Source organism: Actinomadura sp. NPDC049753, from assembly GCF_040674655.1.
Classification (GTDB): domain Bacteria; phylum Actinomycetota; class Actinomycetes; order Streptosporangiales; family Streptosporangiaceae; genus Spirillospora; species Spirillospora verrucosospora.
Genome location: NZ_JBFARL010000134.1, coordinates 1 through 23,426, shown reverse-complemented (window position 1 = coordinate 23,426; position 23,426 = coordinate 1). Strand labels below are relative to the sequence as shown.

Sequence of the window (23,426 nt, the reverse complement as noted above, 5' to 3'; positions counted from 1 at the left end):
CGCGTCGCTGCGCCAGCTCGCCGCGCCCGCCTGCGGGCTGACCGCGCTCGCCGCCGTCCCGGCCGCCCTGCTCGGGTACGCGGCCGGCCGGCTCCTGGACGCCGGTCCGCCGCAGACCGCCTCGCTGTACGCGATCGGGCTGCTCGTCCTGGCCGTGCTCGGCGTCTCGGCGGCCATGGTGCTGCGGGAGCGCGGCGGCGGGCTCGGCTCGGTCACCGAACGCCGCGACGACCTCGTCGCGGCGCGGCCGTCCCGGCGGCGGCTCGTCATGGACGGCCTGCTGGTGGTGCTCGCGGTGATCGGCGTCGTGCTGCTGCGCGAGCGCGGCGCGTCCGCCGGCACCGACCCGCTGGTCGCCGCCGTCCCCGCCCTGCTCGGCGCGGCGCTCGGCGTGCTCGTCCTGCGCGCCTACCCCTACCTGCTGCGCGCGGCCGGGCCGCTGCTGCGGCGGCGGACCGGGGCCGTCGCGTTCATCGGCCTCGCCCGCGCGTCCCGGCAGAACCTGGTCGGGGCGCTGCCGCTGGCCGTCCTGCTGCTGGCCGCGGCCATCGCCGGCTTCACCTCGACCGTGGACACCGCGCTGCGGGCCGGGCAGGAACGCGCCTCCTGGGCCGAGACCGGCGCCGAGGCGCGGGTCGAGGCGGGGGCGCTGGACGAGGCCGGGCTCCGCCGCATCCGCGCGGTGCGCGGCGTCACCGGCGCCGTCCGGGTCCGGGTCATCGCCCGGGCCTCGTCCGCCACCGACCCGGCGCCGGTGACCGTGGTCGGCGTGGACCTCGACGCCTACCGGAGGCTCGCGCCCGAGGTGCCCGGCATCCCCGACACCGACACGGGGGCGCTGGTGTCGCCCCTGGCCGCCCGCACCCTGGGCTCCGGCACCGTGACGCTCGGCCGCGCGGGCATGGACCCGGTGACCGTCAAGCCGTCCGGCCAGATCGCGCGCTTCCCCGGGCAGGAGAAGAACAGCGCCTTCGTGATCGTCCCTTACCGGACGGTCGCCGGTGCGACGGGTTTCCCGTCCCACGTCTTCGTGGCGGGCGACCACATCGACGTCAAGGCGCTGCGCGCCGCGGCCCCGGGGGACGACATCGTGCTGCGGCGGCAGGTGCTGCGGGAGATGACGGGGCTGCCGCTGGTGTCGGTCGTCCACGAGACCTTCCGGAACGGCGCCCTCGCGGGCGGAGCGTACGGGCTGCTCGCCGTCCTGCTGATGCTCGTCGTGGGCGCCCGCGCCCGCGGCCGGATGACCGCCCACCTGCGCGCCCTCGGGCTGAGCCGCCGGCAGAGCCGCCGCCTCGCCCTCGTGGAGATCGCGCCCGTCCTGCTGTGCGCGGTCGGCGCCGGATGGGTCCTCGGCCTCCTTCTCCCCGAGATCACCGGACCGGCCGTGGACCTGCGCCCCTACACCGGCGGCTTCGCCGTCACCGCGCACCTCCCGGGCCTGCCGGCGCTGCTCGGCCTGCTCGCCGCGCTCCTGCTGGCGGCCGCCGCCGCCGTCGCGGTCGACCGCGCCTTCGACACCGACCCCGGCAACGCCCTACGAACGGGGGAGTGATGACCGACACGACCGATCTCGCCGAGCTGGAGCGCCGGGCCGCCGAACGCGGCCCCGTCTACGGCGAGGGCGCCCACATCGTCTGCGACAACCTGGTGCGCATCTACAAGACCGACGGCGTCGAGGTCGTCGCCCTCCAGGGCCTCGACCTGCTGATCGACCCCGGCGAGCTCGTCGCCATCGTCGGCGCCTCCGGGTCGGGGAAGTCGACGCTGCTGAACATCCTGTCCGGCCTGGACGTGCCGACCGCCGGCGTCGCCCGCGTCGCCGGCTCGGACCTGCTCACCATGGCGTCCAAGGAGCGGCTGGAGTTCCGGCGCGAGAAGGTCGGGTTCATCTGGCAGCAGACGTCCCGCAACCTCCTGCCGTACCTGACCGCCGCGCAGAACGTCGAGCTGCCCATGAGGTTCGCCGGGCGGTCGCGCCGCGAGCGCGCCACCCGCGCCGCCGAGCTGCTCGGCATGCTGGACGTCGGCGACTGCGCGGGTCGCCGCCCGGCGGAGCTGTCCGGCGGCCAGCAGCAGCGCATCGCGATCGCCGTGGCCGTCGCCAACGAACCCCAGGTCGTGCTGGCCGACGAGCCGACCGGCGAGCTCGACACCGCCACCGCCTCCGGGGTCTTCGCCGCCCTGCGCCGCGTCAACGAGGAGCTCGGCACCACCACCGTCGTCGTCACCCACGACACGCAGGTGTCCGAGCGCGTCGACCGGACCGTCGGCATCCGCGACGGCCGCACCAGCGTCGAGGTCCGCCGCCGCTCCGAGGACGACGGGACCCGCGTCGTCGAGGAGTACGCCCTCCTCGACCGCGTCGGCCGCGTCCAGCTGCCCAAGGGCTTCACCGAGGCCCTCGACCTGCGCGACCGCGTCCGTCTCGCCCTGGAGAGCGACCATGTCGGCGTGTGGCCCGACCGGGAGGAGAACCGATGACCGCGCCGATGGTGGCCGTGGAGGGGCTGGTCCGCACCTTCCGGACGGGCAGGATCGAGGTCCCGGCCCTGCGCGGGGCGTCCTTCACCATCGCGCCCGGCGAGATCGTCGCCGTCCGGGGCCGCTCGGGCTCCGGCAAGACGACCCTCCTCAACCTGATCGGCGGCCTGGACAGCCCGGACGGCGGCACCGTCCGCGTCGACGGCCGCGACGTCGGCGCGCTCTCCGAGGACGAGCTGCTCGCCCTGCGCCGCGACGACATCGGCTACGTGTTCCAGTCGCACGGCCTCATCCCCGTCCTGTCGGCCGCCGAGAACGTCGAGGTCCCGCTGCGCCTCGTCCGCACGCCGCCCGCCGAGCGGGACGAGCGGGTCCGCGTCCTGCTGGGCCTCGTCGGACTGGCCGACCACGCGCTGCAGCGCCCCTACGAGCTGTCCGGCGGCCAGCGCCAGCGCGTGGCGATCGCCCGCGCCCTCGCCAACCGGCCCCGCCTGCTCCTGGCCGACGAGCCCACGGGCCAGCTCGACTCCGAGACCGCCGCCGCCATCATGCCGCTGTTCCGCGCGGTCGTCTCCAGCGAGGGCGTGACCGTCCTGGTGGCGACCCACGACGAGACCCTCCTCGCCGAGGCCGACCGCGTCCTGACCCTGGAGGACGGCGCCGTCACCGAGGCGTCCGTCCCCGCCTGACCGTCACTTGACGGGGGCGCCGCCCCGGGTCGTGTAGACGCGCGCCCCGACGGCCAGGAGGACGGCCGCGGGGAGCCAGACGGCCGCCGTGGCTCGGAAGTCCTCCCCGGCGGCGCTCGCGACGAGCGGGGAGAAGAGGCCGGCGAAGAACACGCCGACGGCCAGGCCGAGGGTGGCGACCATGCCCCGGCTCGGGATCGGGCCGGCGCGGCGCCCCAGCCTCCAGACGCACGCCGCCGCGACGAGGAGGCCGGGCGGAATCATGATCAGCCCGGCGATGAGGAACCGGGCGCGCAGGTCGTCCGGGGCGGCGTCGGTCTCCTGCGACTCGCCGCGCGCCGCGATCTCGGTCACCCGCCCGCGCCAGACGGTGCCGGTGACCCGGTCGCCCCTGTCGAGATCGCCGATGACCGGGCCCCGCGAGGTGTAGGCGGTCTCCCACCCGTGGCCGTTCGCGTCCCTCAGGGAGGCAGTGTCGAGTTTGCCCCGCTTGGACGTCAGATGGACGCCGGTCACGGTGAACTCCTGCGTCCAGCGGCACTCGGCGGGCCTGGCCGGCGCGGCCGGGCAGCGCGGCGCGGCCCTGTAGGCGTCCAGGTCCCGGGTGCCGTCCGGGACCTGCGTGACCACCAGGACCACGGCGAGCGCCACGAAGGCGACGGCCGCGAGGAGCGTGAGCACGGTCGCGACGGTGCTGCGCAGGACTCCGGAGAGAGAGGGCTGGGGCATGCCTAGATTGTCCCGTTCCAAGCACGGTGGGGGTAACCGGGGGGACAGGCATGCGAAGTGATCGTCGGGGGAATCGGTATCGGGGGAACGGAGGGGCACGATGGCGACCGTCGTACTGGTGGGGACGCTCGACACCAAGGGCGCGGAGTACGCGTGGCTCCGCGAGCGGGTGCGTGAGCTGGGCTGCGACACCGTCCTCGTGGACGTGGGGGTCGGACCGCCGGAGGTGGCGGCCGACGTCTCCGCCGAGGAGGTCGCGGAGGCCGGGGGCGCCTCGCTCCAGGCCCTGCGGGACGCCGGCGACCGGGGCGCGGCCGTCACGGCGATGGGCGAGGGCGCGGCGATCATCCTCGCCGCGCTGGACCCGGTGGACGCCGTGCTCGCCGTCGGCGGGAGCGGCGGATCGTCGATCGCCGCGCGGGCCGTCCGGGACCTGCCCATCGGACTGCCCAAACTGATCGTGTCGACGATGGCGTCGGGAGACGTCTCGCCCTACGTGGGCGCCAAGGACGTCACGCTCACCTACAGCGTCGTCGACATCGCGGGCGTGAACCGGCTGTCGCGCCTGATCCTCGGGAACGCCGCCGCGGCGGCGGCCGGGATGGCGAAGGCGCACGCGCTCCCGGAGCCCGCCCCGGACGAGCGGCCCCTCGTCGGGGCGTCCATGTTCGGGGTCACGACCCCGGCGGTGGACGCCGCCCGGGAACGGCTGGACGAACTCGGCTACGAGGTGCTCGTCTTCCACGCGACGGGCGCCGGAGGACGGGCGCTCGAAGGGCTCGTGGAGAGCGGCCTGCTGGCCGGGGTCCTCGACCTGACCACCACCGAACTGGCGGACGACCTGGTGGGCGGCGTCCTGTCCGCGGGACCCGACCGGCTCACGGCCGCGGGACGGCGCGGCGTCCCGCAGGTCGTCGCGCCCGGCGCCCTCGACATGGTCAACTTCGGGCCGCGCGACACCGTCCCCGAGCGGTTCGGGCAGCGCCTGCTGCACGTCCACAACCCCACCGTGACGCTCATGCGGACGACGGCCGAGGAGATGGGCGAGCTGGGACGCAGGATGGCGTCCAAGCTCGCCGCCGCCACCGGGCCGACCGCGCTGTTCGTCCCGCTCAAGGGCGTGTCGGCGCTCGACGCGCCCGGCATGCCGTTCCACGATCCGGTGGCCGACGTGGCGTGCTTCATGGCGCTGGAGGAAGCCCCGGGGGCGGAGATGCTCGACATGCACATCAACGACCCGGAGTTCGGCCGGACGATGGCCGACCGGCTGCACCGGCTGATCTCGGAGGGCGCGCAGTGAACCGCGAGACCGTCCTGTTCCGGCTGCGGAACACCGTCGAGCAGGGCAGGCCCGTCATCGGCGCGGGCGCGGGCACCGGCCTGTCCGCCAAGTGCGCCGAGGCGGGCGGCGTCGACCTGATCATCATCTACAACTCGGGCCGCTACCGGATGGCCGGACGCGGGTCGCTGGCCGGCCTGCTCCCGTACGGGGACGCCAACCAGATCGTCGTGGAGATGGCGTCGGAGGTGCTGCCCGTCGTCCGGGACACGCCCGTCCTGGCCGGGGTGTGCGGCACCGACCCGTTCCGGGTGATGCCGGTCTTCCTCGACCAGCTCAAGGCCATGGGCTTCGCGGGCGTGCAGAACTTCCCGACGGTCGGGCTCTACGACGGCGTCTTCCGGCAGAACCTCGAAGAGACCGGCATGGGGTACGACCTGGAGATCGAGATGGTGCGGCTCGCCCACGAGCGCGGCCTGGTCACCGCCCCCTACGTCTTCGACGAGGACCAGGCGCGGGCGATGGCCGAGGCCGGCGCCGACGTGCTCGTCCCGCACGTCGGCCTCACCACCAAGGGCAGCATCGGCGCCGGGACGTCCCTGACGCTGGACGAGGCGGTCGAGCGCGTCCAGGCCATGCGGGACGCCGCGGCCGCCGTCCGCCCCGACGTCCTCGTGCTGTGCCACGGCGGCCCCATCGCCGAACCGGACGACGCCGCCTACGTCCTGTCCCGGACGGAGGGCGTCGTCGGCTTCTTCGGCGCGTCCTCCGTCGAGCGGCTCCCGACCGAGAAGGCCGTCACCGCGCAGGTCGCGGCCTTCAAGAACCTGGAGATCTGATGCTGAGGAACCCCGGTGACGTGGCGACCGCGACCTTCGACTGGGGGTCGATCAAGTGGTTCGTCACCCCGTCCGCGGTGCCCGGGGCGGGCAGCACCCTGGGCGAGGTGATCGTCAACCCCGGCAAGGGCCACGCCCGCCACCACCATCCGAACGCCGAGGAGGTCATCTACGTGATCTCCGGCGAGGCCGCGCAGATGGTCGACGACGGCGAGCCCTTCCTGATCCGCGAAGGCGACGCCGTCCACATCCCCAAGGGCGTCTGGCACTCCACCTACAACATGACGTGGCGCCCCCTGCGCCTGATAGTCACCTACACCCCCGGCGGCGAGGAGAAGGCCCTGGAGGCGGCCCCCGACCACTGCCTCCACGAACCCGGAGCCATCCCCGAATGGCGCCCCGCCTGACCCGCCGCCAAGGCACCCCCGCCCCGCGCGTCCAGCTGGAGCTCATGTACGCGGACCACGCACCCTGGACCGCCTCAACATCAAGACCCCGAGCACAGCCACCACGCAACTCCAAGTCACCCTGACCACCGAGCGCCGCGCGCCCCTGCGTGGCCACTCCCTGGCCGCCCGGCCTGAGGCGCGGGACCAGGCGGCCTGGTGCTGCTCCGTGAGGGGGCCGAACGTGGCATCCGCGATTTATGGGGCGTCTCTGGTGAGCGCGGGCCGCGGCGGCAGGCCTGGCCTGGAGCTTGGACTCACGTTTGGGACCAGGCGGCTAGGCCTTCCTCGGTGAGGAGGAGGTCGAAGGCGGCGTCCGCGGCTCCGGTGAGGGGGCCTTGCGGGCCGAGCGCCGAAGGCAGGATGGGCGGCGGCGCCGTGCGGCGGTAGCGCATCAGGGCCGCCGTGTAGCCGGTCTCCAGGGCCGTGGGCGCCGTCGCGGCCAGGTCGGTGGCCAGGCCGGAGAGCGTCACCACGCCGGGGTCGAGGGCGTTGGCGAGGGCGCCGATGCCCCGTCCCAGCGCGTGCGCGGCGGCTCCGACGGCCGAGCGGGCCGCCGGGTCGGACGACGCGGCGGCGATCACGTGCCCGGCCGCCGTGCGCGGGTCGCGGGGGGCGGGGCGGCCGAGCGTGCGGGCCATGGCGCGGCCGTCGACCTCCAGGTCCCAGCAGCCGCGGGCGCCGCAGGGGCACTGGAGCGAGGGGTCCCCGAACGGCATGTGGCCGAACTCGCCGCCCGCGCCGGTGGCGCCGTCCACCGGTCGGCCGTCCACGACGAGGATGCCGCCGACCCCCACCTCGACCGTCAGGTGCAGGACGACCCGCGCCCCCGCGCCCGCCCCGCGTCTGGCCTCCGCCAGCCCGGCGAGCGAGGCGTCGTTGCCGACGAGCAGGGGGATTCCGGGCGGCCGGAGCGGTTCGAGGTCCACGCCGCGCCAGCCCATGCCCGAAGCCTGGACGACCGTGGTCGCGCTGACCGTGCCCGCGACGCAGGCGGACACCGCGCGGAGGCGGCGGCCGTAGCGGGCGTGCAGGGCCGCCACGTGGTGGCCGAGCGTCCCGAGGACGTCCGGGGTGCCGGAGTGGCCCCCGGCCTCCTGCGCGACGACCCGGCCGCCCAGTTCGACGCAGGCCGCCTGCCACCGCTCGTGGCTGATGTCCACGACGCACACCAGCGGGCCGTCGCGGTGGGGCACGAGAGCCGGGGAGGGGCGGCCGCGCCCGCCGGTCAGGGCGGATGCCTTCTCGTCGAGCAGCCGGGCCGCCTTCAACCGGCTCGTGATCTCGGTCGCGGACCCGCTGCTCAGCCCCAGCGCCCGCGCCGCGTCCGCGCGCTTGGCAGCGGGGTGAGCGTGGACGTGGCGGAGCATGGCCAGCGCTCCCTGGCTGCGCAGGGCGCGCGCGGAGTGCGCGGTCATCGGCTCCATGGGTGACATCCTGGCGTGGCGGACTTATCCTCGTCCTACGAGTTTAATGGGAGGCGCGATGAAGCCCGCCGACACGAGCCCGGCTACCGGGCGGACAGCGCAGACGCTCGGGCTGTACGCCGCCTTCGGATGCCTCGGCTACCTGCTCACCGGGCTAGGCGCGATCCTGCCCCAGTTGCGGGAGGAGCGCGGCCTGCCCCGCGCCGAGGCCGCCCTCTACCCGTCCGCCTTCGCCCTCGGGCTGGTGATCGTCGGCCTGGTCGGGCACCGCCTGGCCGCACGGCTCGGGCGGTACGCGATCCCGGCGGCCCTGACCGCCCTCGTCGGCGGCGCCGCCCTCCTGGCCGCGTCCGGCGAACGCCTCGGAACGGCCGCCGGCGCCCTGGTCCTCGGCCTCGGCGGAGCGGGCCTCGTCCAACTCGTCCCGGCGGCCCTGCGCGCCGCGCAGCACGGCGATGGAACGATCCAGATCGGGGAGGCCAACGCCGTCTCCAGCGCCGCGTCCGTCCTCTCCCCGATCCTCATCGGCGCCGCCCTGGCCCACGGCCTCGGCTGGCGCCCCGCCTTCGCCGTCCCACCCCTCCTGGCCGCTGTCACCCTCCTTCTCCTCACCCGTCCACCCCGGCCCGCGATCCACGCCCCCGCCGAGACCGCACCGGCCAACGCCACCCCTGCACCCACCGCCCCGCCCAGCCCCGAGCCCCCCGGCACTGGGGCGGCGGATCGCGAGTCGTTCCGGAACGAGCCAACGGCGGACGCCGCGCCCGGTGTCCGGCCTTCCCGTCCCGGGGCCGCGGGTACCGAGCCTTCTGGCGCTTCTCCCGACCGTGAGTCGTTTGGGGACGAGTCGGCGGCTGGCGCTGCGGACGGTGTGCGGGCTTCCTGCCTTGCTGCAGGTACCGAGTCTTCTGGTGGGGAGAGAGGATGGTCTGTTCGCCGAAGGCGGGGTGGGGTGGGGTTCTGGGGACGGTGGGTCGATCTTGTGCTGGCGGTGGGGGTGGAGTTCTGCATGGTCTTCTGGGCGGCGGACTTCCTCGGGAGCGTCAAGGGGCTGGGAGCGGGGACTGCGGCCACGTTGTCGGCGGGGTTCGTCCTCGGGATGGCCGCCGGGCGGGCGGCCGCGGGGCCGGTCGTGCGGCGCGGAGGACGGCCGGACCGCCTGCTCGCCCTCGCGGCGGCCGTCGGGCTCGGCGGGTTCGCGGTGCTGTGGGCGTCGCCCGCGCCGGTCGCCGTCGCCGGGCTCGTGGTGACCGGGCTCGGGGTGGCGTTGCTGTACCCGGTGATCCTCGGCCAGGCCCTCGCCGCGCGGCCGTCCGAGCCGGCGCGAGCCGCGGCGCGGTGCGCGCTCGCTTCCGGGGTGGCGATCGGCGTCGCCCCGCTCGTGCTCGGGGCGCTCGCCGACCTCACCACCCTGCGCGCCGCCGCGCTCGTCGCGCCCGTCCTGCTGCTCGTGCTGCTGGCCCGCTGCGGACGGCGGCTCAGGACGGGGTAGCGGCTCTCTCGGCGGCCCTCGGCCACTCCGCGAAGCAGTTCTCCCCGACGTCGCGGCGCCGTTGTTTGCCAGTCGGCACGCTTGCCGTCCGCGCCTCGGCCCCCGGCCCGTCGGCCGTCGAGGCGCGGAGTAGGGCGACCTCCGCCGCGTCGCCGGACGGCGGCGGGCGGGCTAGCCGTCGGCGAACGAGCAGTCGGCGGGGTTGTCCGGCGGCTGGAAGTCACCGGTCGGGAGCTTCAGGGGCGCGTCCTTCACCGTGTACCCCTGCAGCCATTTCCCGAAGGGACCGGAACTGTTGGTGCTGAACGGCGCCGGCCCTACGCCCATCTGTTGGCACTGCGGAAAGACGACGCCCCAGGAGAAGCCCATCCGGTCGAACTTGTGGCCGCGCGGCGACTGGTAGAACGTCAGGTTCGCGCGCTTCTGGTTCGGTGGAATGCCGTGCTCGTCGTCCTGCCGGATTCCGGACACGACCGCGACCGGCCCGGTCGCCATCACGTAGTCGACCTTGATCCATCCCCAGTGGTGCTTCGACGGGCCGCCGGGCACGTCCGGCGAGTAGTGGTCGAACTTCACCGTGCCGCGCGCCGCACCCATGATCATCTTTCCGCCGACGAACTTCCACGGACCGCCGTGCGCGTCCACGATGAACCGCCGGTACGGGTACTCGGGGTCGCCGGGGTACTTCACCCACGCGTCCCCGGTCACGTGGGACTCCTTCGGGAGCGGTCCCTTGTCCTGCGCCATCGCGCTGCCGGTGCCGACCGCCCCGGCCGCGCAGAGCACGGCCATTCCGGCGACCGCGGCACGCCTTTTCCGTGACATGTGGATTCCTCTTTTCCGCGGGCGTCCATCGCCCGCATCCACACGTTCTCAGCGCCCGCCCAGGCCTTCCTTCCCCCGTACGGGCGATACCGCTCGCCCGTGGGGTGGAATGTCAAGTCACTTTGCCCCGGACGTAAACCCACCTGCCGTCGTGCCGCACGAACCGGCTGACCTCGTGCATTTCACCGGGCTCCGTTCCCGTCAGATAATGGGCGCGGAACTCCACGAGGCCCCTGTCGTCGTCCGGTCCGCCGCCCTCGGTTCGGACGACCTCCAGCCGCGTCCAGCGCGTGCCGTCCTCGAACCCGATCCGCTCCGGACGGGTCGCCGGATGCCAGGTCGCGAGCAGGTACGCCTCGTCCTCCACCGCGAACGCGCTGAACCGCGACCGCATCAACCGGACGGCCGTCTCAGCCGTTTCCTCACCCCGGTGCAAGGGCCCGCAACAGTCCCGATACCGGGAGCCGACCCCGCACGGACATCTTTTCGCCACCTTCCGATTCTGCCTTGCGGGGCGGTACCCGCGTGGCGACGATGAGCGCCATGTCCGCACGGCCACCGCCCGAGATCGACCGGCAGGTCGGCGCGGCGCTCCCCGCCGTCGGCCGCCACTCCCGCGCGGCGCTCTCTGTCGCATCCGGCCGCCCGCCGATCGTCTAGGAGGTGAAAGAACCTGCACGACCCGAAGGAGCACGCCATGGACCTGACGATGAACACGATCGACATCGTGGTGTCCGACATCGACGCCGCCATCGCCTTCTACCGCCGGCTCGGCCTGGAGTTCACGGTCGACTCCGCCTACCCGGACCACGCGGGTTGCGACCTGCCCGGGGGGTTGCACCTGATGCTCGACACCGAGGCGTTCCGGGCGCCCACCCTTCCCGGCTGGACGAAGCCGTCCGGCGGCGCGCGGAACTTCCTCGCGTTCCAGGCCGCGGCCCCCGCCGGGGTGGACGCCAAGTACGCCGAGCTGACCGAAGCGGGGTACACCGGGGTCAAGGAGCCGTGGGACGCGTTCTGGGGGATGCGGTACGCCACCGTCCTCGATCCGGACGGCAACGGGATCGACCTCTACGCGCCGCTGTCCGCGAGCTGAGCGGCCGACCCGAACGGAAGGAGGCGGCGCACGTGAAGTACGTTCTCATGTTCGTCGAGACCCAGGAGTTCGCCGAGGAACTGGCCGCCATGGGCGAGGGTGAGAGGCAGGCGGCGTACGAGCGGGTCTCCGAATGGTTCGCCCGGTACTCCGCCCAGATCACCCATCACGCGCATCTGGCGCCCGCGCACACGGCGACCACCCTGCGCCTGGACGAGCCGGACCCGCTGATCACCGACGGGCCCTTCGTCGAGGGCAAGGAGGTCGTGAGCGGCTACGCCGAGGTCGAGGTCGCCGATCTCGACGAGGCCCTCGCCATCGCCCGCGCCTGGCCCGCCTGCCCGGTCGTCGAGATCCGTCCGCTCACATGACGGAAGAGGCCCACGCCGAGCTGGCCCGCGTGGTGCGCGAGCACGCGGGCCGGCTGACGGCGTGCCTCATCCGGACGCTCGGCGACTTCGCCGCCGCCGAGGACGTCATGCAGGACGCCGTCGAGACCGCCCTGCGGCGCTGGCCCGAAGAGGGCGTTCCCGACCATCCGGACGCCTGGCTGCTCACCACCGCCCGGCGGCGCGGCATCGATCTGCTGCGCCGGCAGGCCAACTACCGCGACAAGCTCGCCCGGCTCCAGTGGCCGGTGCACGCCGACCCCGACGACCGGCTCAGGCTGATCTTCACTTGCTGCCATCCCGCGCTGCCCGTGGCGGCGCAGGTCGCGCTCACCCTGCGCACCGTGTGCGGGCTCACCACCGGGCAGATCGCCGCCGCGTTCCTCGTCCCCGACAGGACGGTCGCGCAGCGCATCACCCGCGCCAAGCGCAAGATCACCGACGCGCGGATCCCGTACCGGATCCCGCCGGACGACGAACTCGACGCGCGGGTGAGGCAGGTCCTCGCCGTCGTGTACCTGCTGTTCAACGAGGGGTACCTGACCAGCGGCGGCGACCGCCCGCAGGCCCGCGACCTGGCCGACGACGCCGAGTGGCTGGCCGGGAGCCTCGCCTGGCTGATGCCCCGCGAACCCGAGGTGCTCGGCCTGCTCGCCCTCATCCGGCTCCACCAGGCCCGCGCCGGCGCCCGCTTCGACGGCGTCGGCCGCCTCGTCCCGCTGCGCGACCAGGACCGCGGCCGCTGGGACCGCGAGGCCGTCGCCGGCGCCGCCCGCCTCATCGCCCGCGCCGCCGCGATGGGACGGCCCGGTCCGTACCAGCTCCAGGCGGCCATCGTCGCCTGCCATGCCGAGGCCCCCACCTGGGACGACACCGACTGGACGCAGATCCTCGTCCTCTACGACATGCTCGTGCGCATGACGGACACGCCGATCGTGCGGCTGCACCGCGCCGTCGCCGTCCGCTACGTCCAGGGGCCGGCCGCCGCGCTGGACGCCCTCGCGCCGCTCGCCGCGGACCTCGACGGCCACCACCTGTACCACGCCGCCCGCGCCGAGCTGCTGCGCGACCTGGGGCGCCGTCTCGAGGCCCACACCGCGGACCGCCGCGCCCTCTCCCTGGCCGGCAACCCGGCCCAGCAGGCCCTTCTGGCCGAACGCCTCACCTGGACGTGAGGTCCGGAGCCCGCCTCGCACGACAAGATCGTTTTGTCAGGCTTGATCGACTTCTCCGGCGGGCACGTTATCGATCATGCCTCGGTCGCCGCTGAGGCGATCGTCCGACTTCGACGGAGAGGGACTCGATGGCGACTCTCAGATCCGCCGGCCGCCTCCCACTGGCGGTCACGGCGGCAGGCGCCGCGACGCTGGCGCTTCTCGCGCCCGCCGCGGCCGCCGACGTCCGGTACGAGCCCGGCGCCCCCAGCTTGGGCGACCCCTACTTCCCCGATCTCGGCAACGGCGGGTACGACGTCACGCACTACTACATCAAGACCGCTTACGACCCGGGCACCGACGAGCTCACCGGCACGACCACCGTCAAGGCGACCGCCATTCAGAACCTGTCCCGGTTCAACCTCGACTTCTACAAGATGAACGTGCGGTCGGTACAAGTGAACGGCCGTGCGGCGTCGTTCGACCGCACCGGCGAGCGGGAGCTGGAGATCACCCCGCCCCGCGGCCTGCGGAAGCGCAGCGCGTTCACCGTGACCGTCCGCTACGACGGCGTGCCGCAGGTCCTCAGCGGCCCGGTCGTCTTCGACCTCCCGTACGGTTTCCTGCCGACCCGGGACGGCGCGACGGTCATGAGCGAGCCCGACGGCGCGTCCACCTGGTTCCCGGCCAACGACCACCCGCGCGACAAGGCGCTGGTCACGCTGGAGACGACCGTGCCCCACGGCCTCAAGGCGATCGGCAACGGACGGCTCGTCCGGCAGTGGACCGCCCACGGCGAGGACACCTTCCTGTGGCGGGAGGACCGGCCGACGGCGACGTACCTGGTGACCAACTCGATCGGACGGTTCAACGTCTCCACGACGACCACCCCCAAGGGCGTCCCGCAGCTCGACGCGGTCGACCCGGAGATCGCCTCCCACCCCGACGCGCTCAGCACGCCGCGCCACACCACGCGGGTGACCGACGAGCTCGCCGACTACATCGGCGACTACCCGTTCACCAGCACCGGCTCGATCGTCGAGAACGACAACGTCCCGCCGCTCAACCTGGAGAACGCGCTGGAGACCCAGACGCGCCCCACCTACCAGAGCCCGCCCGTCGAGCGGGGCGTGGCGCACGAGATCAGCCACCAGTGGTTCGGCGACAGCGTCTCGGTGCGCGACTGGAAGGACATCTGGCTGAACGAGGGCTTCGCCAAGTGGGTCGAGTGGTACTGGGCGGAGAAGCACGGAGGCCAGTCCGCGCAGCTGTCGTTCCAGCAGTCCTACGAGAATCCGCCGCCGATCCAGCCGGACCGGCCCCCGTTCTGGGACGTGGTGATCGCCGACCCGACCCGCGACCAGCTGTTCCACCGCGCGATCTACTTCCGCGGCGCGATGACGCTGCAGGCCCTCCGTCACAAGATCGGTGACGGGCCGTTCCTGCGCCTCGTCCGCACCTGGGTGGCCGGCAAGCGGTACGGCAACGCCAGTACCGGGGAGTTCGAGGCTCTGGCGGAGAGGGTCTCCGGCCGGGACCTGGACGCCTTCTTCAAGGCCTGGCTCCACAGCCCGACCAAGCCCACCACCTGGTGACCCGCCCCGGGGGCCGGCGCACCGCCGGCCCCCGGCACGCGGTGCGGTGGGGGAGGCAGTGGTGCAGTGGGTGAGGCAGCGTGCGGTGGGTGAGGCAGGGTGTGCGGCCCTGCCCGGCTCAGTCCAGCAGCAGGCCCATGTAGTACTCGTTGATCCGGTGCCCCTGGATCTCCAGCGCGGCCCGCCGGAGCCCTTCCACCTGGAAACCGCAATTCATGTAAAGCGCAAGAGCGCGGCGATTGTGCTCCATCACGGTGAGTTCCAGACGTCGCATCCCGCGCGTCCGCGCCTCCCGCAGCGCCGCCCGCATCAGGGCACCGCCCAGCCCCCGCCCGCCGTGGCCGGAGCGCACGCCGGCGACCACGTAGCCGGTGCGGCGGGCCTTGGCGAAGGGGAGCACCGACACGTCGACGTAGCCCACCGCCGCGGGCCCCTCCAGCGCCACGACCAGGTACGACGGGTCGCGGCCCTCGGCGCGGGCGGCGAGGCGCAGCTTCAGCGGTTCGAGGTCCGGCTCCCGCTCGCCGGGCTCCAGAAGCATGAACTCCGTCTCGCCGTCCAGAAGGTGCTGCAATTCCGCCAAAGCGGACGCATCTCCCGGACGCCCGAGCCGGATCAGCGGATCAGTAGCCGTCACGCCCCCAGTGTGCCAGATGGAAATACCCGCCATTTCAAACTAAACACCACAACCACTCCCCAGACCCGCAAGAAAAGTGCCCTCTACCGGTAACGTCATCGTCCACGTTCATTACCTTTCCCGCCGAGCGGGCGCCTCCGCGGCGGCGGGACGCGGACCGTCCCGCTGCCGTAGACCGGCGGCGGAACCGCCGCGGGCTCGGAATCCGTGGATTCCGAGCCCGGTTCTGCCTGGCGCCTCCGGCGTGGGGAGCGTGGCGCGCGTGTCCTTTCGGGAGTCCGTGGGGTGGGACCGATGTGATCAGTAGTTCGGGTTGTTGGCGGTGGGGATCTGGATGCTGATCGGGAGGTTGCCCCCGGACAGGAAGAGCAGGGTCCCCAGGCGGATGATCTCGTCGAAGGCCCAGTAGATCTGCAGCAGGCCGGGAGGCGCGTCCGTGATCTTGAGCAGGCCCTCCTTGATGGCGACGAAGGTCGGCCAGAAGGCCTCGAAGGCCGGGTCCCACACCGGCTCGCGCGGGATCTGCAGCCAGCCGCAGATCTGGTCGCCGAGCATGTAGCGGGTCAGCGCGCCGAGGATGTGCGTGGTGAGGATGCCGCCGTCGATGGTGACGCCGAGGTGGAGCAGGATGTCGGCCAGCTTGACGCCCTCGGGGGTCGGTGCGAGGACGGGGTCGAGGACCTGCGCGGCCTGGGCGTTGGCCTCGTCCCACGAGTTGGGGATGTACTCGTCCAGGATGCCCAGCATGTGCGCGGTCAGCTGCCAGGAGTGCAGGAATGCCGCGGACTCGTCGGCGGGGATCGGCACCTTCCACCGGTTCAGCTGCTTCATGACCGTGGTGGGCAGGCTGTGCCAGGTGACCATCATGTCCGCCTGGCTGATCGGGATCTGCTCGTCGGCGACCTTGGTCCAGTACGGGGACTGCGGCAGCAGGTGGCGCACGCCCGCGTGGGCCAGCCGGGTCTTGACGCAGGTGACGATCATCTCGCCGTCGGGCAGGAACGCGTTCCTGGTGCCGATGTCGTAGCCGAGCTTGGCGGTCTTGGTGATGCGGTCCCTCATGTCCGCGCCGCCCTTGGAGTAGTAGACCGCGCGCGCCTCGTGGGGGATGACCGTGCTCATCATCCCGCTGGCGAAGCCGTAGCTGACGCCGAGGTAGGTGCCCCGCTTCTGGTTGAACCTGAACGCGGTGGCGAGCTTCGTCTGGTCGGCCCACGACGGCAGCTGGCGGGCCTTCTCGATGAACGCCTTCAGATCGGCCGGCAGCCCGGCCGGCAGCGCCTGGCCGTTCTTGGTCCAGGTCTTCAGCAGCATGTTGACCTTGGGGACGTCGCCCCGGTCGATCAGCGAGGCGACCAGCGGGTCGGCCTCCTCGTCCCAGACCCACCGCGGGTCGACGCCCTTGCCGGCGCCCACGACCGATCCCTTGGGCGACCACGTCCACAGCGGCCTGGCCTGGGCGGGCGTCGCGACGCTCAGCGCGCCGAGCGCCCCGAGCACCCCGCCCGTCATCAGCACGTTGCGCCTGCTGGGTTGTTCCATGCCTTTCCCTCCTCGGGCCGACGACGACTGCTGATACGATGAAACACGACGTGCTTCTGCGTATCAGGGTCTGGCATCATGAGAGCACACTGTGGCGTCGGTCACAAGACCCTTCGTGACGCACATGGACGATTCGGGCAGAATCGGTGTCTCGGGAGGGGATCGTGGAACCTGTGCTGTCGTTCCTCATGGGGTCGTCGGACTCGGGGTCGCTGCTGGAGAGCGTGTACGTCGAGGCCGTCGAACAGGTCGACGACGTGGACGAGACCCGGTCGCGCGTCCTCGACGCGGCCTACGCGCAGTTCTGCCGGATGGGCATCCAGCGCTCCACGATGGACGACGTGGCCCGGCGGGCCGGCGTCTCGCGGATCACCGTCTACCGTCGGTTCGCCACGAAGGACGCCCTGGTTGAGCAGGTGGTGCGGCGGGAGTTCCGTCGCTATTTCGACCAGTTCCTCATCGACATCCGGGAGGCCGAGACGGCCGCCGACCGGGTGGTCCTCGGTTTCGTGAGCTCGCTGCGCGCCATCCGGGGCAACCCCCTGATCGGCGGCCTGATCGCCACGGAACCGGACCTGCTCCTGCCCTCCCTGACCGGTGACGGGGGCCGGACCCTCGCCACCGTGCGGCGGTTCGTCGCCGACCAGCTCCGCCGCGAGCAGCGCGCGGGCAACGTGTCGAGCGACCTGGACATCGATTACGTGGCCGAGATGATGGTCCGGATATCCGGCTCGCTCCTGGCGGTCCCCAGCCACATCATCGACCTCGACGACGACGCTCGACTGGCCGCCCTGGCCCACCGCTTCCTCGTCCCGATGCTGGAACCGAGAGAGCCTCGTCTCGACCGTCCCTGACCTGTCGAGGCCGCGCTCGGCGCTCTCTCGCGGCGAAATGCCGCCGCGCAGCATCCCTTTTCTCGCCGCCATGGAGAGGCTTCGCAACGCCGCCATGGCGAATCGGCTCATTGGCAGCCGAGCGGAGCGCCAGAGTGTATTAAAACGGTTTCGATGTGCGGCTCTGAGTGATGGGATGCGGGCCTTTGTGATACGTGGCTGACCTGCGTCCACATGGACGGAGTCGTAGTGTCGAAAGCTTGACGTCGGACATTAAATCAGTACCATGTCTTTTGCGGCAAAGGTCGCAAAAGAAGCTCAAAGAAAAGGGAAGTGTGTCGCAATGGCGACTGGCTTGAACAAACAAGACAACATAGATCGCGAGGCCTCTCTGAGGTCGATCCTCGACACCGAAGGGCTCTTCCGGTTCGCGTCGGAAGCCGACCGGGAGACCGTGGCGTCCGCCCTCCGCGACGCGTACGACGCCGCATGGGAGACCATCGCGCCGTTCTACGTCCGGGCCGTCCACCGCATGCTCGGAGACATCCGAGCGGCGGCCGCGGCCGGCGCGACCCTCGCGTCGGTCGGCCGTGACGGCGAGAACTGCCGCATCATCGTCCTCGCCTTCGAACCCGGGCTGGACATCGTCGAGGTCCCCATCAACCGCAGCATCGTCAGGAGCGCCCTGGCGGATCTGAAGCACAACCACGGCAGGACCTTCCCCGAACTGGACGCCATGCTCGGGACGATGGCGTGGAAGGCCCTCACCGCCGAAGAGATCGCCCACGCCGCTCGGAACCTGACGACGCTCCTGCGTCGGCTGGGCCTGCCCGTGGACGAGCCCGAACCGCGGCAGGACGTCATCCTGCTCGACAACGGAATGCGCGGTACGGCCCGCGCGGTCCTGAAGCAGCTGTACTGGCCGACCGCCAGGGGAACCCTGGTGCGCGGACTGTACCTGTTCCGGACGGCGGCGTACTTCGACCCGCACCCGAACGCGGACCGGGGGTACCTGTTCGACCTCGACGCGGCCGGCGGCAACGGCGGCAAGAACCTGCTCGTGCTGCCGGACGACCCGGATCTGGAAGGCCTGACCTTCCGGGCGAACGACGCGCTCCTGCTGATCGAAACTCTGACCAGCGGGCCGAAACTGACGCCTGCCCGGATCGACGCCCAGGGCCACCCCGTGCAGGGGTTGTTCCGGGACCACCCGCCGGCGAGGGGAATCAATCCGGTGAACCGGTCCGCCCGCTACGCGGATCCTCGGATCCGCGAGGGGGTGCTGCGTGCCGTCCGCGCGGCCATCGGGAACCACGCGCGGTTCGCGGCCCTTTGCGAGCGGCGCGGCGCGGACCTTCAGGAACTGCTGCGCCCCGGCCATGAGCGAATGGTGCGGAACACGCGTGACTGGATCGCCGGAAACCTGGATGCCATGCACCCGGGGCTCCGCGAAGTCGCCCGCACGTACTGCTGGCGGACGGACGAGTGGAGCATGAACGTCAAACTCGCCGACGCCGTCGACGCTGCCGGCCTGTCCGCCGAAACCGCGCGGACCGTCTGGACGGAGTTCGCCGAACTGCGGGATGACGCGGCCAAGGCGGCGTTCATCGAGAGGTTGGCCGGTTCGCCGCGCGAGATCTGATTCACGCGCGCGGTCGGCTCACCGCCACGAGTAACCCAGGCCGGCCCGGCTTCGAGCCGGCCTGGACCACATAACCCATCCAACCGAAGGCCGGCCGGCGCCCTCACGCGCCGTCCGGCCTTTCCCCATGCCCAAGGTCAGAACGAATCCAAAGCCGCTGACCGAGAACCGGATCGGCTACGCACCTTGGCGCGGCCGGTGGCGCTCTCGGGCCCAGGACCATTATTCGGTGGGCACCGCACCGGCGAGTCTGACGGTCGGGGCCGGCCCTTCTACGAGTGGCCGTTCCCGCCGTTCATGAGTGGCCGTCCTCCGGCGGTCTTCGATCGCCGTGCGGGCGATGTGATTCAGGTCGCCCTGTCGACTCGGGTTGCCTTCCGTCTTCGACGCCGTACGGTCTTGATCAAGTCCTGCTCAGCAGGGCCCCTGCCTCGTGCAGTTCGTGACCAAATCCGAAAGGGCTGGGTGATCACCATGATCCCGAGCAACGACCACCGCCTCGCGACCTCCCGTCACGGGGCCGGTCTCCCCCTCAGCCGCTACACCGGGCCCGCCTTCACCCGGGCCGGCTACACCGGGGGCGGCTTCACCGAGATCGACTTCACCCTGGTGAAGCTGTTCGTGGTGGAGTACGAGCCGGTGTGGATCCCGGTGCTGGACCCCACCACGATGCACGTCACCGTGGTGAAGTTCCTGGTGGCGAGGGTCACCGTGCGGCGCATCGCCGTCCTGCGGACCACCGTCGTGGAGTACACGCCGGTGGGCTGCTACGTGTGGGAGTTCGTCACCCTGAAGTACCTCCGGGAGGAGTACACCCGGACCGGGTACGACTGGGTGGAGTACACCGCGCGGATCTCCGCGATGACCTGGCGAGCGTGGTGACCGCGCCGTAGGCCCTGGCCTGCGCGACTCCATCGTCAGGAGCACCAATAAGGAAGGGACGCCGACACGGCGACCCTTTCACGGCCCCGGCATGAAGCCGGCGGTCGACCGTGAACCTCGGCTCCGTCGAAGGGGCCGAATTCTCACCTGAAGCGCGCCGTCCCGCATTGCGCGCTTTCCACGAAGCGGCCCTTCTCCTCCGGGAGAAGGGCCGCTTTCGTTGGGGTACGAGTGCGCGACGTTCGATCCCAGATGATTCGGGAGGCCGCCCGAGCAGCACCGGCGCGGAGACGGAGGAGACGAAGACCGGCACAGAGCTGCGCCCGCCTCAGGACCGCAGAAGCCCGTCGGGCGTCCACGCGCTGGCCGCAGGCCACTCGCGGTGGTCGGAAAAGCGCCTCCGGCAGGATTCGAACCTGCGGCACCCGCTTTAGGAGAGCGGTGCTCTATCCCCTGAGCTACGGAGGCGTGTCGTCGCTCGCGGTAGAGCGTAGCGGACGGCACCTACAGGGTAGGGGAAGGGGAGTGGTGAGCGCTCCCTGTTATGCGCGCCGGGCCTTAGGGCCTGTCTCGAAGTGGCCTCGACCGCCCGCGCGAACGCGTGACCTGGCCGGTGGAGCGAAGCCGGAGGCGAGCGGAGCCGGGCGGATCGCGAAGCGATGCCGCGTTCGCCCAGGCCCGGTCACGGAGCGAGCCGCCAGGCGAGCGAAGGGGGCCGGGACTTTGAACCACAGCCTAGGCCGGGCGGGGGCGGTGTGGGTACGCTTCCGTTCCGTGACGGGACGGCATCGAGGGCAGCCGAAGGACCTGGACGCCCGGAAACCGGTGGGCGAGGAGTCGCCGCGCGGCAGGCGGATCACGGTCGTCGCCGCGGCTTTCGCGGTACCCGTGCTGGTGGCGTCGGCGATCGCGTTCGGGCTGCGGGACGAGCCCGTGCGGGAGAGGCCGGAGTCGGCGGGCGGGCCCGCGCGGAGCGTGGCGCCGGCGGCGCCGGAGGGCGAGCCGACGTTCGGGACGTACGTGCCGCCGGAGGCGGAGCCGCAGGTGGCGACCAAGCCGCCGAGGCGGGCGCCCAGGCCGGCGGTGACGCCGCGGAGGGCGACGCCCGCGCCCGCCCCCACGCCTGCCCCGTCCGTGCGGGTGAGGCGGCCGTGCCCTGCCGGCTGGGAGGACGTCTGGTGGATGCGCCGGTGGTGCGAACATCACCGAAGTCGCTGAACCGGTTACGGACAGGTCATCGTAGAACCTGTAGTAGCGTTCTGCCGCTGTTCCGCTTTTGGGCATCAGGAGGAAAACCACCGTGCCGAACCCCCGGTCGGCGGCGCTGACCGCGGTCTTCCTGGTGATGGCGACGCTCTCACCGCACGGCGCCGCGAACGCGGCCGCGGGGGCCGACTCGCTCGAGTCGCTGCGCCGCGAGGCGACGAAGGCGCGCACCGAGCTAGAGAAGGCCACGAAGCAGATGGAGACCCGGAAGAAGGACCTTGCCGGGTCGCAGGTGAAGCTGCGCGCCACGCTGAAGGACCTCGCCGGGGCCGAGGCCGAGCTGAACCGGATACGCGAGCCGCTGGCCAGGCTCGCGAACACCTCCTACCAGCAGAGCGGCGCGGCCGGTTCCATGGCGATCTTCGGGGGCGGCGATCCGAGCACGGCGCTGCGGTCGACGGCGGACGTGACGCTCATGGCGAGGTCGCAGCAGGCGCTCGTGGACCGTGCCGACGAGTTGCAGGACCGGCGGCAGCGGCTCGCCTCCACGGCGCAGGAGCTGCAGTCGCGCAACGCGGTCGAGCAGACCCGCCTCCAGCAGGAGGTGAACGGGTTGAAGAACCGGTCGGCGCAGCTGACCAGGCAGCTCAACGCGATGCTCGACAAGCTGGCGGTGACGCGGCAGAAGCGGCTCGAACTCGGGTGCGACAAGTCCCTGGCGAGGGATGCGAAGAAGTTTCCCAACGGGCTCATTCCGTCGAAGTACCTGTGCCCTCTGCCGCAGAAGAACGGGCACATGCTCCGGGCGGACGCGGCGCTCGCCTTCTACAAGCTGAACGAGGCGTACAAGCGCAGTTTCGGCCGCGACATGTGCGTGACGGACGCCTACCGGAGCCTGGCCGACCAGCACCGTGTCTACGCGCAGCGGCCCGGCTTCGCGGCCGTCCCCGGGACGAGCAACCACGGCAAGGGGCAGGCGCTCGACCTGTGCGGTGGTGTGCAGAGCTCGGGATCCGTCCAGTTCAACTGGATGGAGGCCCACGCCGGGAAGTACGGATGGATCCACCCGGCCTGGGCCTACAGCAACCCGTTCGAGCCCTGGCACTGGGAGTTCGGGACGGAGAACGGCTGAGCCGGGCCGCCCCGCGTCAGCGGGGGGACGGCACCTCGTCGGCGGGGACGACCTCCGCCGTGCAGTAGCGGCAGCGGCGCGCCTTCACCGGGATGTCGCTGAGGCACTGCGGGCACTCGCGCTCGGTGGCCTCCTTGCCGCGGTCCATCCGCTCGATCAGCTTGGTCGTCGGGAGCACGACCAGGAAGTAGACGATCAGGGCCGTGATGAAGAAGGCGATCGCCGAGGTCACGAAGACCCCGTACGGGAACGTGGTGCCGTCGATGGTGACGGCCAGGCGCGTGTAGTCGGGCTTGCCGCCGAGGAGGGCGATCAACGGGGTGATGAAGGAGCTCGCGAAGTCCTTCACGAGCCCGGCGAACGCCGCTCCGACGACGAACGCCACCGCGAGTTCGACAAGGTTCCCGCGGAAGAGGAACTTCTTGAATCCGCTCATGTCGGCTCCAGGGGTTGTGGGGGTCGCGCCCCTGGGCTGCGGGGGCGCGGGAAACGGCTACGGATCGTAATGAAGTCATGCCTGATTAGCCAAGTCGGCCCCTCTCACCTGCCCGGGGTCAGGGGGGCGGTGATCGTCAGGGCCAGAGGGGCGGCGGCGCCGGCCAGGGCGACGGCCTGGGGGCGGTCGGTCGCCAGGACGATCAGGGCGCCCTCCTCGGGGCCGTTCTCGTCCGGGGGCGGGATCGCTATGACCGGCACTTCTGACACCACCACGCGGGCGGAGCCCCAGCGGGGGCGCGGGCCGTCGGCGGTGGCGCCCTCGGACGGGACGGTCAGGACGTCCACGCGGTCGCCGGGGCGGACGAGGCGGGCGGCGCCCGCGTCGGCCAGGCGGACCGGTGCGGCGACCGTGCCGGGGCCGTAGCCGCGCAGGAGCCCGGCGCCGATGACGCGGGCGTCGGTGAGGGGTTCGCCGCGGCGCATGGGGCCGGCGAGGACGCGGCCGGCGCCGCCCGCGCGGAGCGCGCCCGACGGGACGGCGGACGGCGGCAGGTCGAGGTGGCGAAGGTCGTCCGGGCCGAGGGGCGTTCCGGCGGGCAGGTCGCGGGCGGCGGCGAGGACGCGGACGGACGGCGGTGGGCCGGGGCGCAGCGCCGGCAGGGCCAGGCCC

At 72.3% G+C, this 23,426-nt stretch carries 24 protein-coding genes and 1 tRNA gene; 16 read left to right on the top strand and 9 right to left on the bottom strand.

The genetic code is table 11. The features are described 5' to 3' along the window. The 3 genes from AB0K37_RS28365 to AB0K37_RS28355 all read left to right on the top strand — a co-directional run. Positions 1-1,555: FtsX-like permease family protein (locus AB0K37_RS28365; RefSeq protein WP_363986135.1), on the top strand; the 1,555-nt coding region annotated here is incomplete at its 5' end. After that, a complete protein-coding gene (locus tag AB0K37_RS28360) occupies positions 1,555-2,484 on the top strand; it encodes an ABC transporter ATP-binding protein (protein WP_363986133.1) in 930 nt (309 codons plus the stop codon). The genes AB0K37_RS28365 and AB0K37_RS28360, both read left to right, overlap by 1 nt. After that, positions 2,481-3,173 (top strand): ABC transporter ATP-binding protein, encoded by a 693-nt coding sequence (locus tag AB0K37_RS28355; RefSeq protein WP_363986132.1) that lies wholly within the window; start codon positions 2,481-2,483, stop codon positions 3,171-3,173. Before AB0K37_RS28360 ends, AB0K37_RS28355 begins: the two co-directional genes overlap by 4 nt. Positions 3,174-3,176: 3 nt before the next feature. Here AB0K37_RS28355 and AB0K37_RS28350 read toward each other — a convergent pair whose 3' ends face one another. Continuing rightward, positions 3,177-3,902 carry a hypothetical protein gene (locus tag AB0K37_RS28350; RefSeq protein ID WP_363986130.1) on the bottom strand — a complete coding sequence of 242 codons (726 nt, stop codon included), beginning with the start codon at positions 3,900-3,902 and terminating at the stop codon, positions 3,177-3,179. A 100-nt stretch (positions 3,903-4,002) separates the two neighbouring features. Here AB0K37_RS28350 and AB0K37_RS28345 point away from each other — a divergent pair, with 100 nt between their 5' ends. From AB0K37_RS28345 to AB0K37_RS28335, 3 genes are read left to right on the top strand one after another with little or no spacing between them, the layout of a single operon-like run. After that, the gene (locus tag AB0K37_RS28345; RefSeq protein WP_363986128.1) at positions 4,003-5,202 is read left to right on the top strand and encodes a Tm-1-like ATP-binding domain-containing protein; all 1,200 of its coding nucleotides are present in this window, start codon (positions 4,003-4,005) and stop codon (positions 5,200-5,202) included. Beyond that, positions 5,199-6,020, top strand: a complete 822-nt coding sequence (locus AB0K37_RS28340) for a phosphoenolpyruvate hydrolase family protein (protein WP_363986126.1) — start codon at positions 5,199-5,201, stop codon at positions 6,018-6,020. The genes AB0K37_RS28345 and AB0K37_RS28340 overlap by 4 nt, the downstream gene beginning before the upstream one ends. Further along, on the top strand, positions 6,020-6,427 hold the full coding sequence (locus tag AB0K37_RS28335; protein WP_179844124.1) for a cupin domain-containing protein: 408 nt from the start codon (positions 6,020-6,022) through the stop codon (positions 6,425-6,427). Before AB0K37_RS28340 ends, AB0K37_RS28335 begins: the two co-directional genes overlap by 1 nt. Positions 6,428-6,723: 296 nt before the next feature. Here the strand turns inward: AB0K37_RS28335 and AB0K37_RS28330 are convergent, their stop codons facing one another. Beyond that, positions 6,724-7,893, bottom strand: coding sequence for an ROK family protein (locus tag AB0K37_RS28330; RefSeq protein ID WP_363986124.1), 1,170 nt, complete (start codon positions 7,891-7,893; stop codon positions 6,724-6,726). A 58-nt stretch (positions 7,894-7,951) separates the two neighbouring features. Between AB0K37_RS28330 and AB0K37_RS28325 the strand changes: the two genes are divergently transcribed. After that, entirely contained in the window at positions 7,952-9,385 is a 1,434-nt protein-coding gene (locus AB0K37_RS28325; protein ID WP_363986122.1) for an MFS transporter, read from the top strand. A 171-nt stretch (positions 9,386-9,556) separates the two neighbouring features. Here AB0K37_RS28325 and AB0K37_RS28320 read toward each other — a convergent pair whose 3' ends face one another. Then, positions 9,557-10,210, bottom strand: coding sequence for a hypothetical protein (locus tag AB0K37_RS28320; protein ID WP_363986120.1), 654 nt, complete (start codon positions 10,208-10,210; stop codon positions 9,557-9,559). A gap of 112 nt (positions 10,211-10,322) precedes the next feature. Continuing rightward, positions 10,323-10,703 (bottom strand): YchJ family metal-binding protein, encoded by a 381-nt coding sequence (locus AB0K37_RS28315; RefSeq protein WP_363986119.1) that lies wholly within the window; start codon positions 10,701-10,703, stop codon positions 10,323-10,325. A gap of 204 nt (positions 10,704-10,907) precedes the next feature. On the opposite strand from AB0K37_RS28315, the gene AB0K37_RS28310 reads away from it, so the two are divergent. The 4 genes from AB0K37_RS28310 to AB0K37_RS28295 all read left to right on the top strand — a co-directional run bounded on the left by AB0K37_RS28310 (position 10,908) and on the right by AB0K37_RS28295 (position 14,444). Next, positions 10,908-11,306, top strand: a complete 399-nt coding sequence (locus AB0K37_RS28310; RefSeq protein WP_363986117.1) for a VOC family protein — start codon at positions 10,908-10,910, stop codon at positions 11,304-11,306. Positions 11,307-11,338: 32 nt separating this feature from the next. Further along, entirely contained in the window at positions 11,339-11,677 is a 339-nt protein-coding gene (locus AB0K37_RS28305; protein WP_363986115.1) for a YciI family protein, read from the top strand. Further along, positions 11,674-12,870, top strand: coding sequence for a DUF6596 domain-containing protein (locus AB0K37_RS28300; protein WP_363986113.1), 1,197 nt, complete (start codon positions 11,674-11,676; stop codon positions 12,868-12,870). The genes AB0K37_RS28305 and AB0K37_RS28300 overlap by 4 nt, the downstream gene beginning before the upstream one ends. A gap of 128 nt (positions 12,871-12,998) precedes the next feature. After that, positions 12,999-14,444 (top strand): M1 family metallopeptidase, encoded by a 1,446-nt coding sequence (locus AB0K37_RS28295; protein ID WP_363986112.1) that lies wholly within the window; start codon positions 12,999-13,001, stop codon positions 14,442-14,444. Between the two features lie 118 nt (positions 14,445-14,562). Here the strand turns inward: AB0K37_RS28295 and AB0K37_RS28290 are convergent, their stop codons facing one another. Continuing rightward, positions 14,563-15,114, bottom strand: coding sequence for a GNAT family N-acetyltransferase (locus AB0K37_RS28290; protein WP_363986110.1), 552 nt, complete (start codon positions 15,112-15,114; stop codon positions 14,563-14,565). 267 nt (positions 15,115-15,381) lie between these two features. Then, entirely contained in the window at positions 15,382-16,623 is a 1,242-nt protein-coding gene (locus AB0K37_RS28285; protein ID WP_363986108.1) for an oxygenase MpaB family protein, read from the bottom strand. A gap of 164 nt (positions 16,624-16,787) precedes the next feature. On the opposite strand from AB0K37_RS28285, the gene AB0K37_RS28280 reads away from it, so the two are divergent. From AB0K37_RS28280 to AB0K37_RS28270, 3 genes are all read left to right on the top strand, one after another. Further along, positions 16,788-17,477, top strand: a complete 690-nt coding sequence (locus AB0K37_RS28280; protein ID WP_363986106.1) for a TetR/AcrR family transcriptional regulator — start codon at positions 16,788-16,790, stop codon at positions 17,475-17,477. Between the two features lie 334 nt (positions 17,478-17,811). Beyond that, positions 17,812-19,098, top strand: a complete 1,287-nt coding sequence (locus AB0K37_RS28275; protein WP_363986105.1) for a hypothetical protein — start codon at positions 17,812-17,814, stop codon at positions 19,096-19,098. A gap of 474 nt (positions 19,099-19,572) precedes the next feature. Then, the gene (locus AB0K37_RS28270; protein WP_363986103.1) at positions 19,573-19,980 is read left to right on the top strand and encodes a hypothetical protein; all 408 of its coding nucleotides are present in this window, start codon (positions 19,573-19,575) and stop codon (positions 19,978-19,980) included. A gap of 395 nt (positions 19,981-20,375) precedes the next feature. Here the strand turns inward: AB0K37_RS28270 and AB0K37_RS28265 are convergent. Continuing rightward, positions 20,376-20,448 (bottom strand) — tRNA-Arg (locus tag AB0K37_RS28265). Positions 20,449-20,754: 306 nt separating this feature from the next. Between AB0K37_RS28265 and AB0K37_RS28260 the strand changes: the two genes are divergently transcribed. Together AB0K37_RS28260 and AB0K37_RS28255 are read left to right on the top strand one after the other, a co-directional pair. Continuing rightward, positions 20,755-21,198, top strand: coding sequence for a hypothetical protein (locus AB0K37_RS28260; RefSeq protein ID WP_363986102.1), 444 nt, complete (start codon positions 20,755-20,757; stop codon positions 21,196-21,198). Between the two features lie 82 nt (positions 21,199-21,280). Further along, the gene (locus AB0K37_RS28255; protein ID WP_363986100.1) at positions 21,281-22,318 is read left to right on the top strand and encodes a D-alanyl-D-alanine carboxypeptidase family protein; all 1,038 of its coding nucleotides are present in this window, start codon (positions 21,281-21,283) and stop codon (positions 22,316-22,318) included. Positions 22,319-22,334: 16 nt separating this feature from the next. On the opposite strand, the gene AB0K37_RS28250 is transcribed toward AB0K37_RS28255, so the two are convergent. Together AB0K37_RS28250 and cpaB are read right to left on the bottom strand one after the other, a co-directional pair. Beyond that, on the bottom strand, positions 22,335-22,754 hold the full coding sequence (locus AB0K37_RS28250; RefSeq protein WP_363986098.1) for an MscL family protein: 420 nt from the start codon (positions 22,752-22,754) through the stop codon (positions 22,335-22,337). A 104-nt stretch (positions 22,755-22,858) separates the two neighbouring features. Further along, on the bottom strand, positions 22,859-23,426 hold a 568-nt coding region (gene cpaB / locus AB0K37_RS28245; RefSeq protein ID WP_363986096.1), incomplete at its 5' end, for a Flp pilus assembly protein CpaB.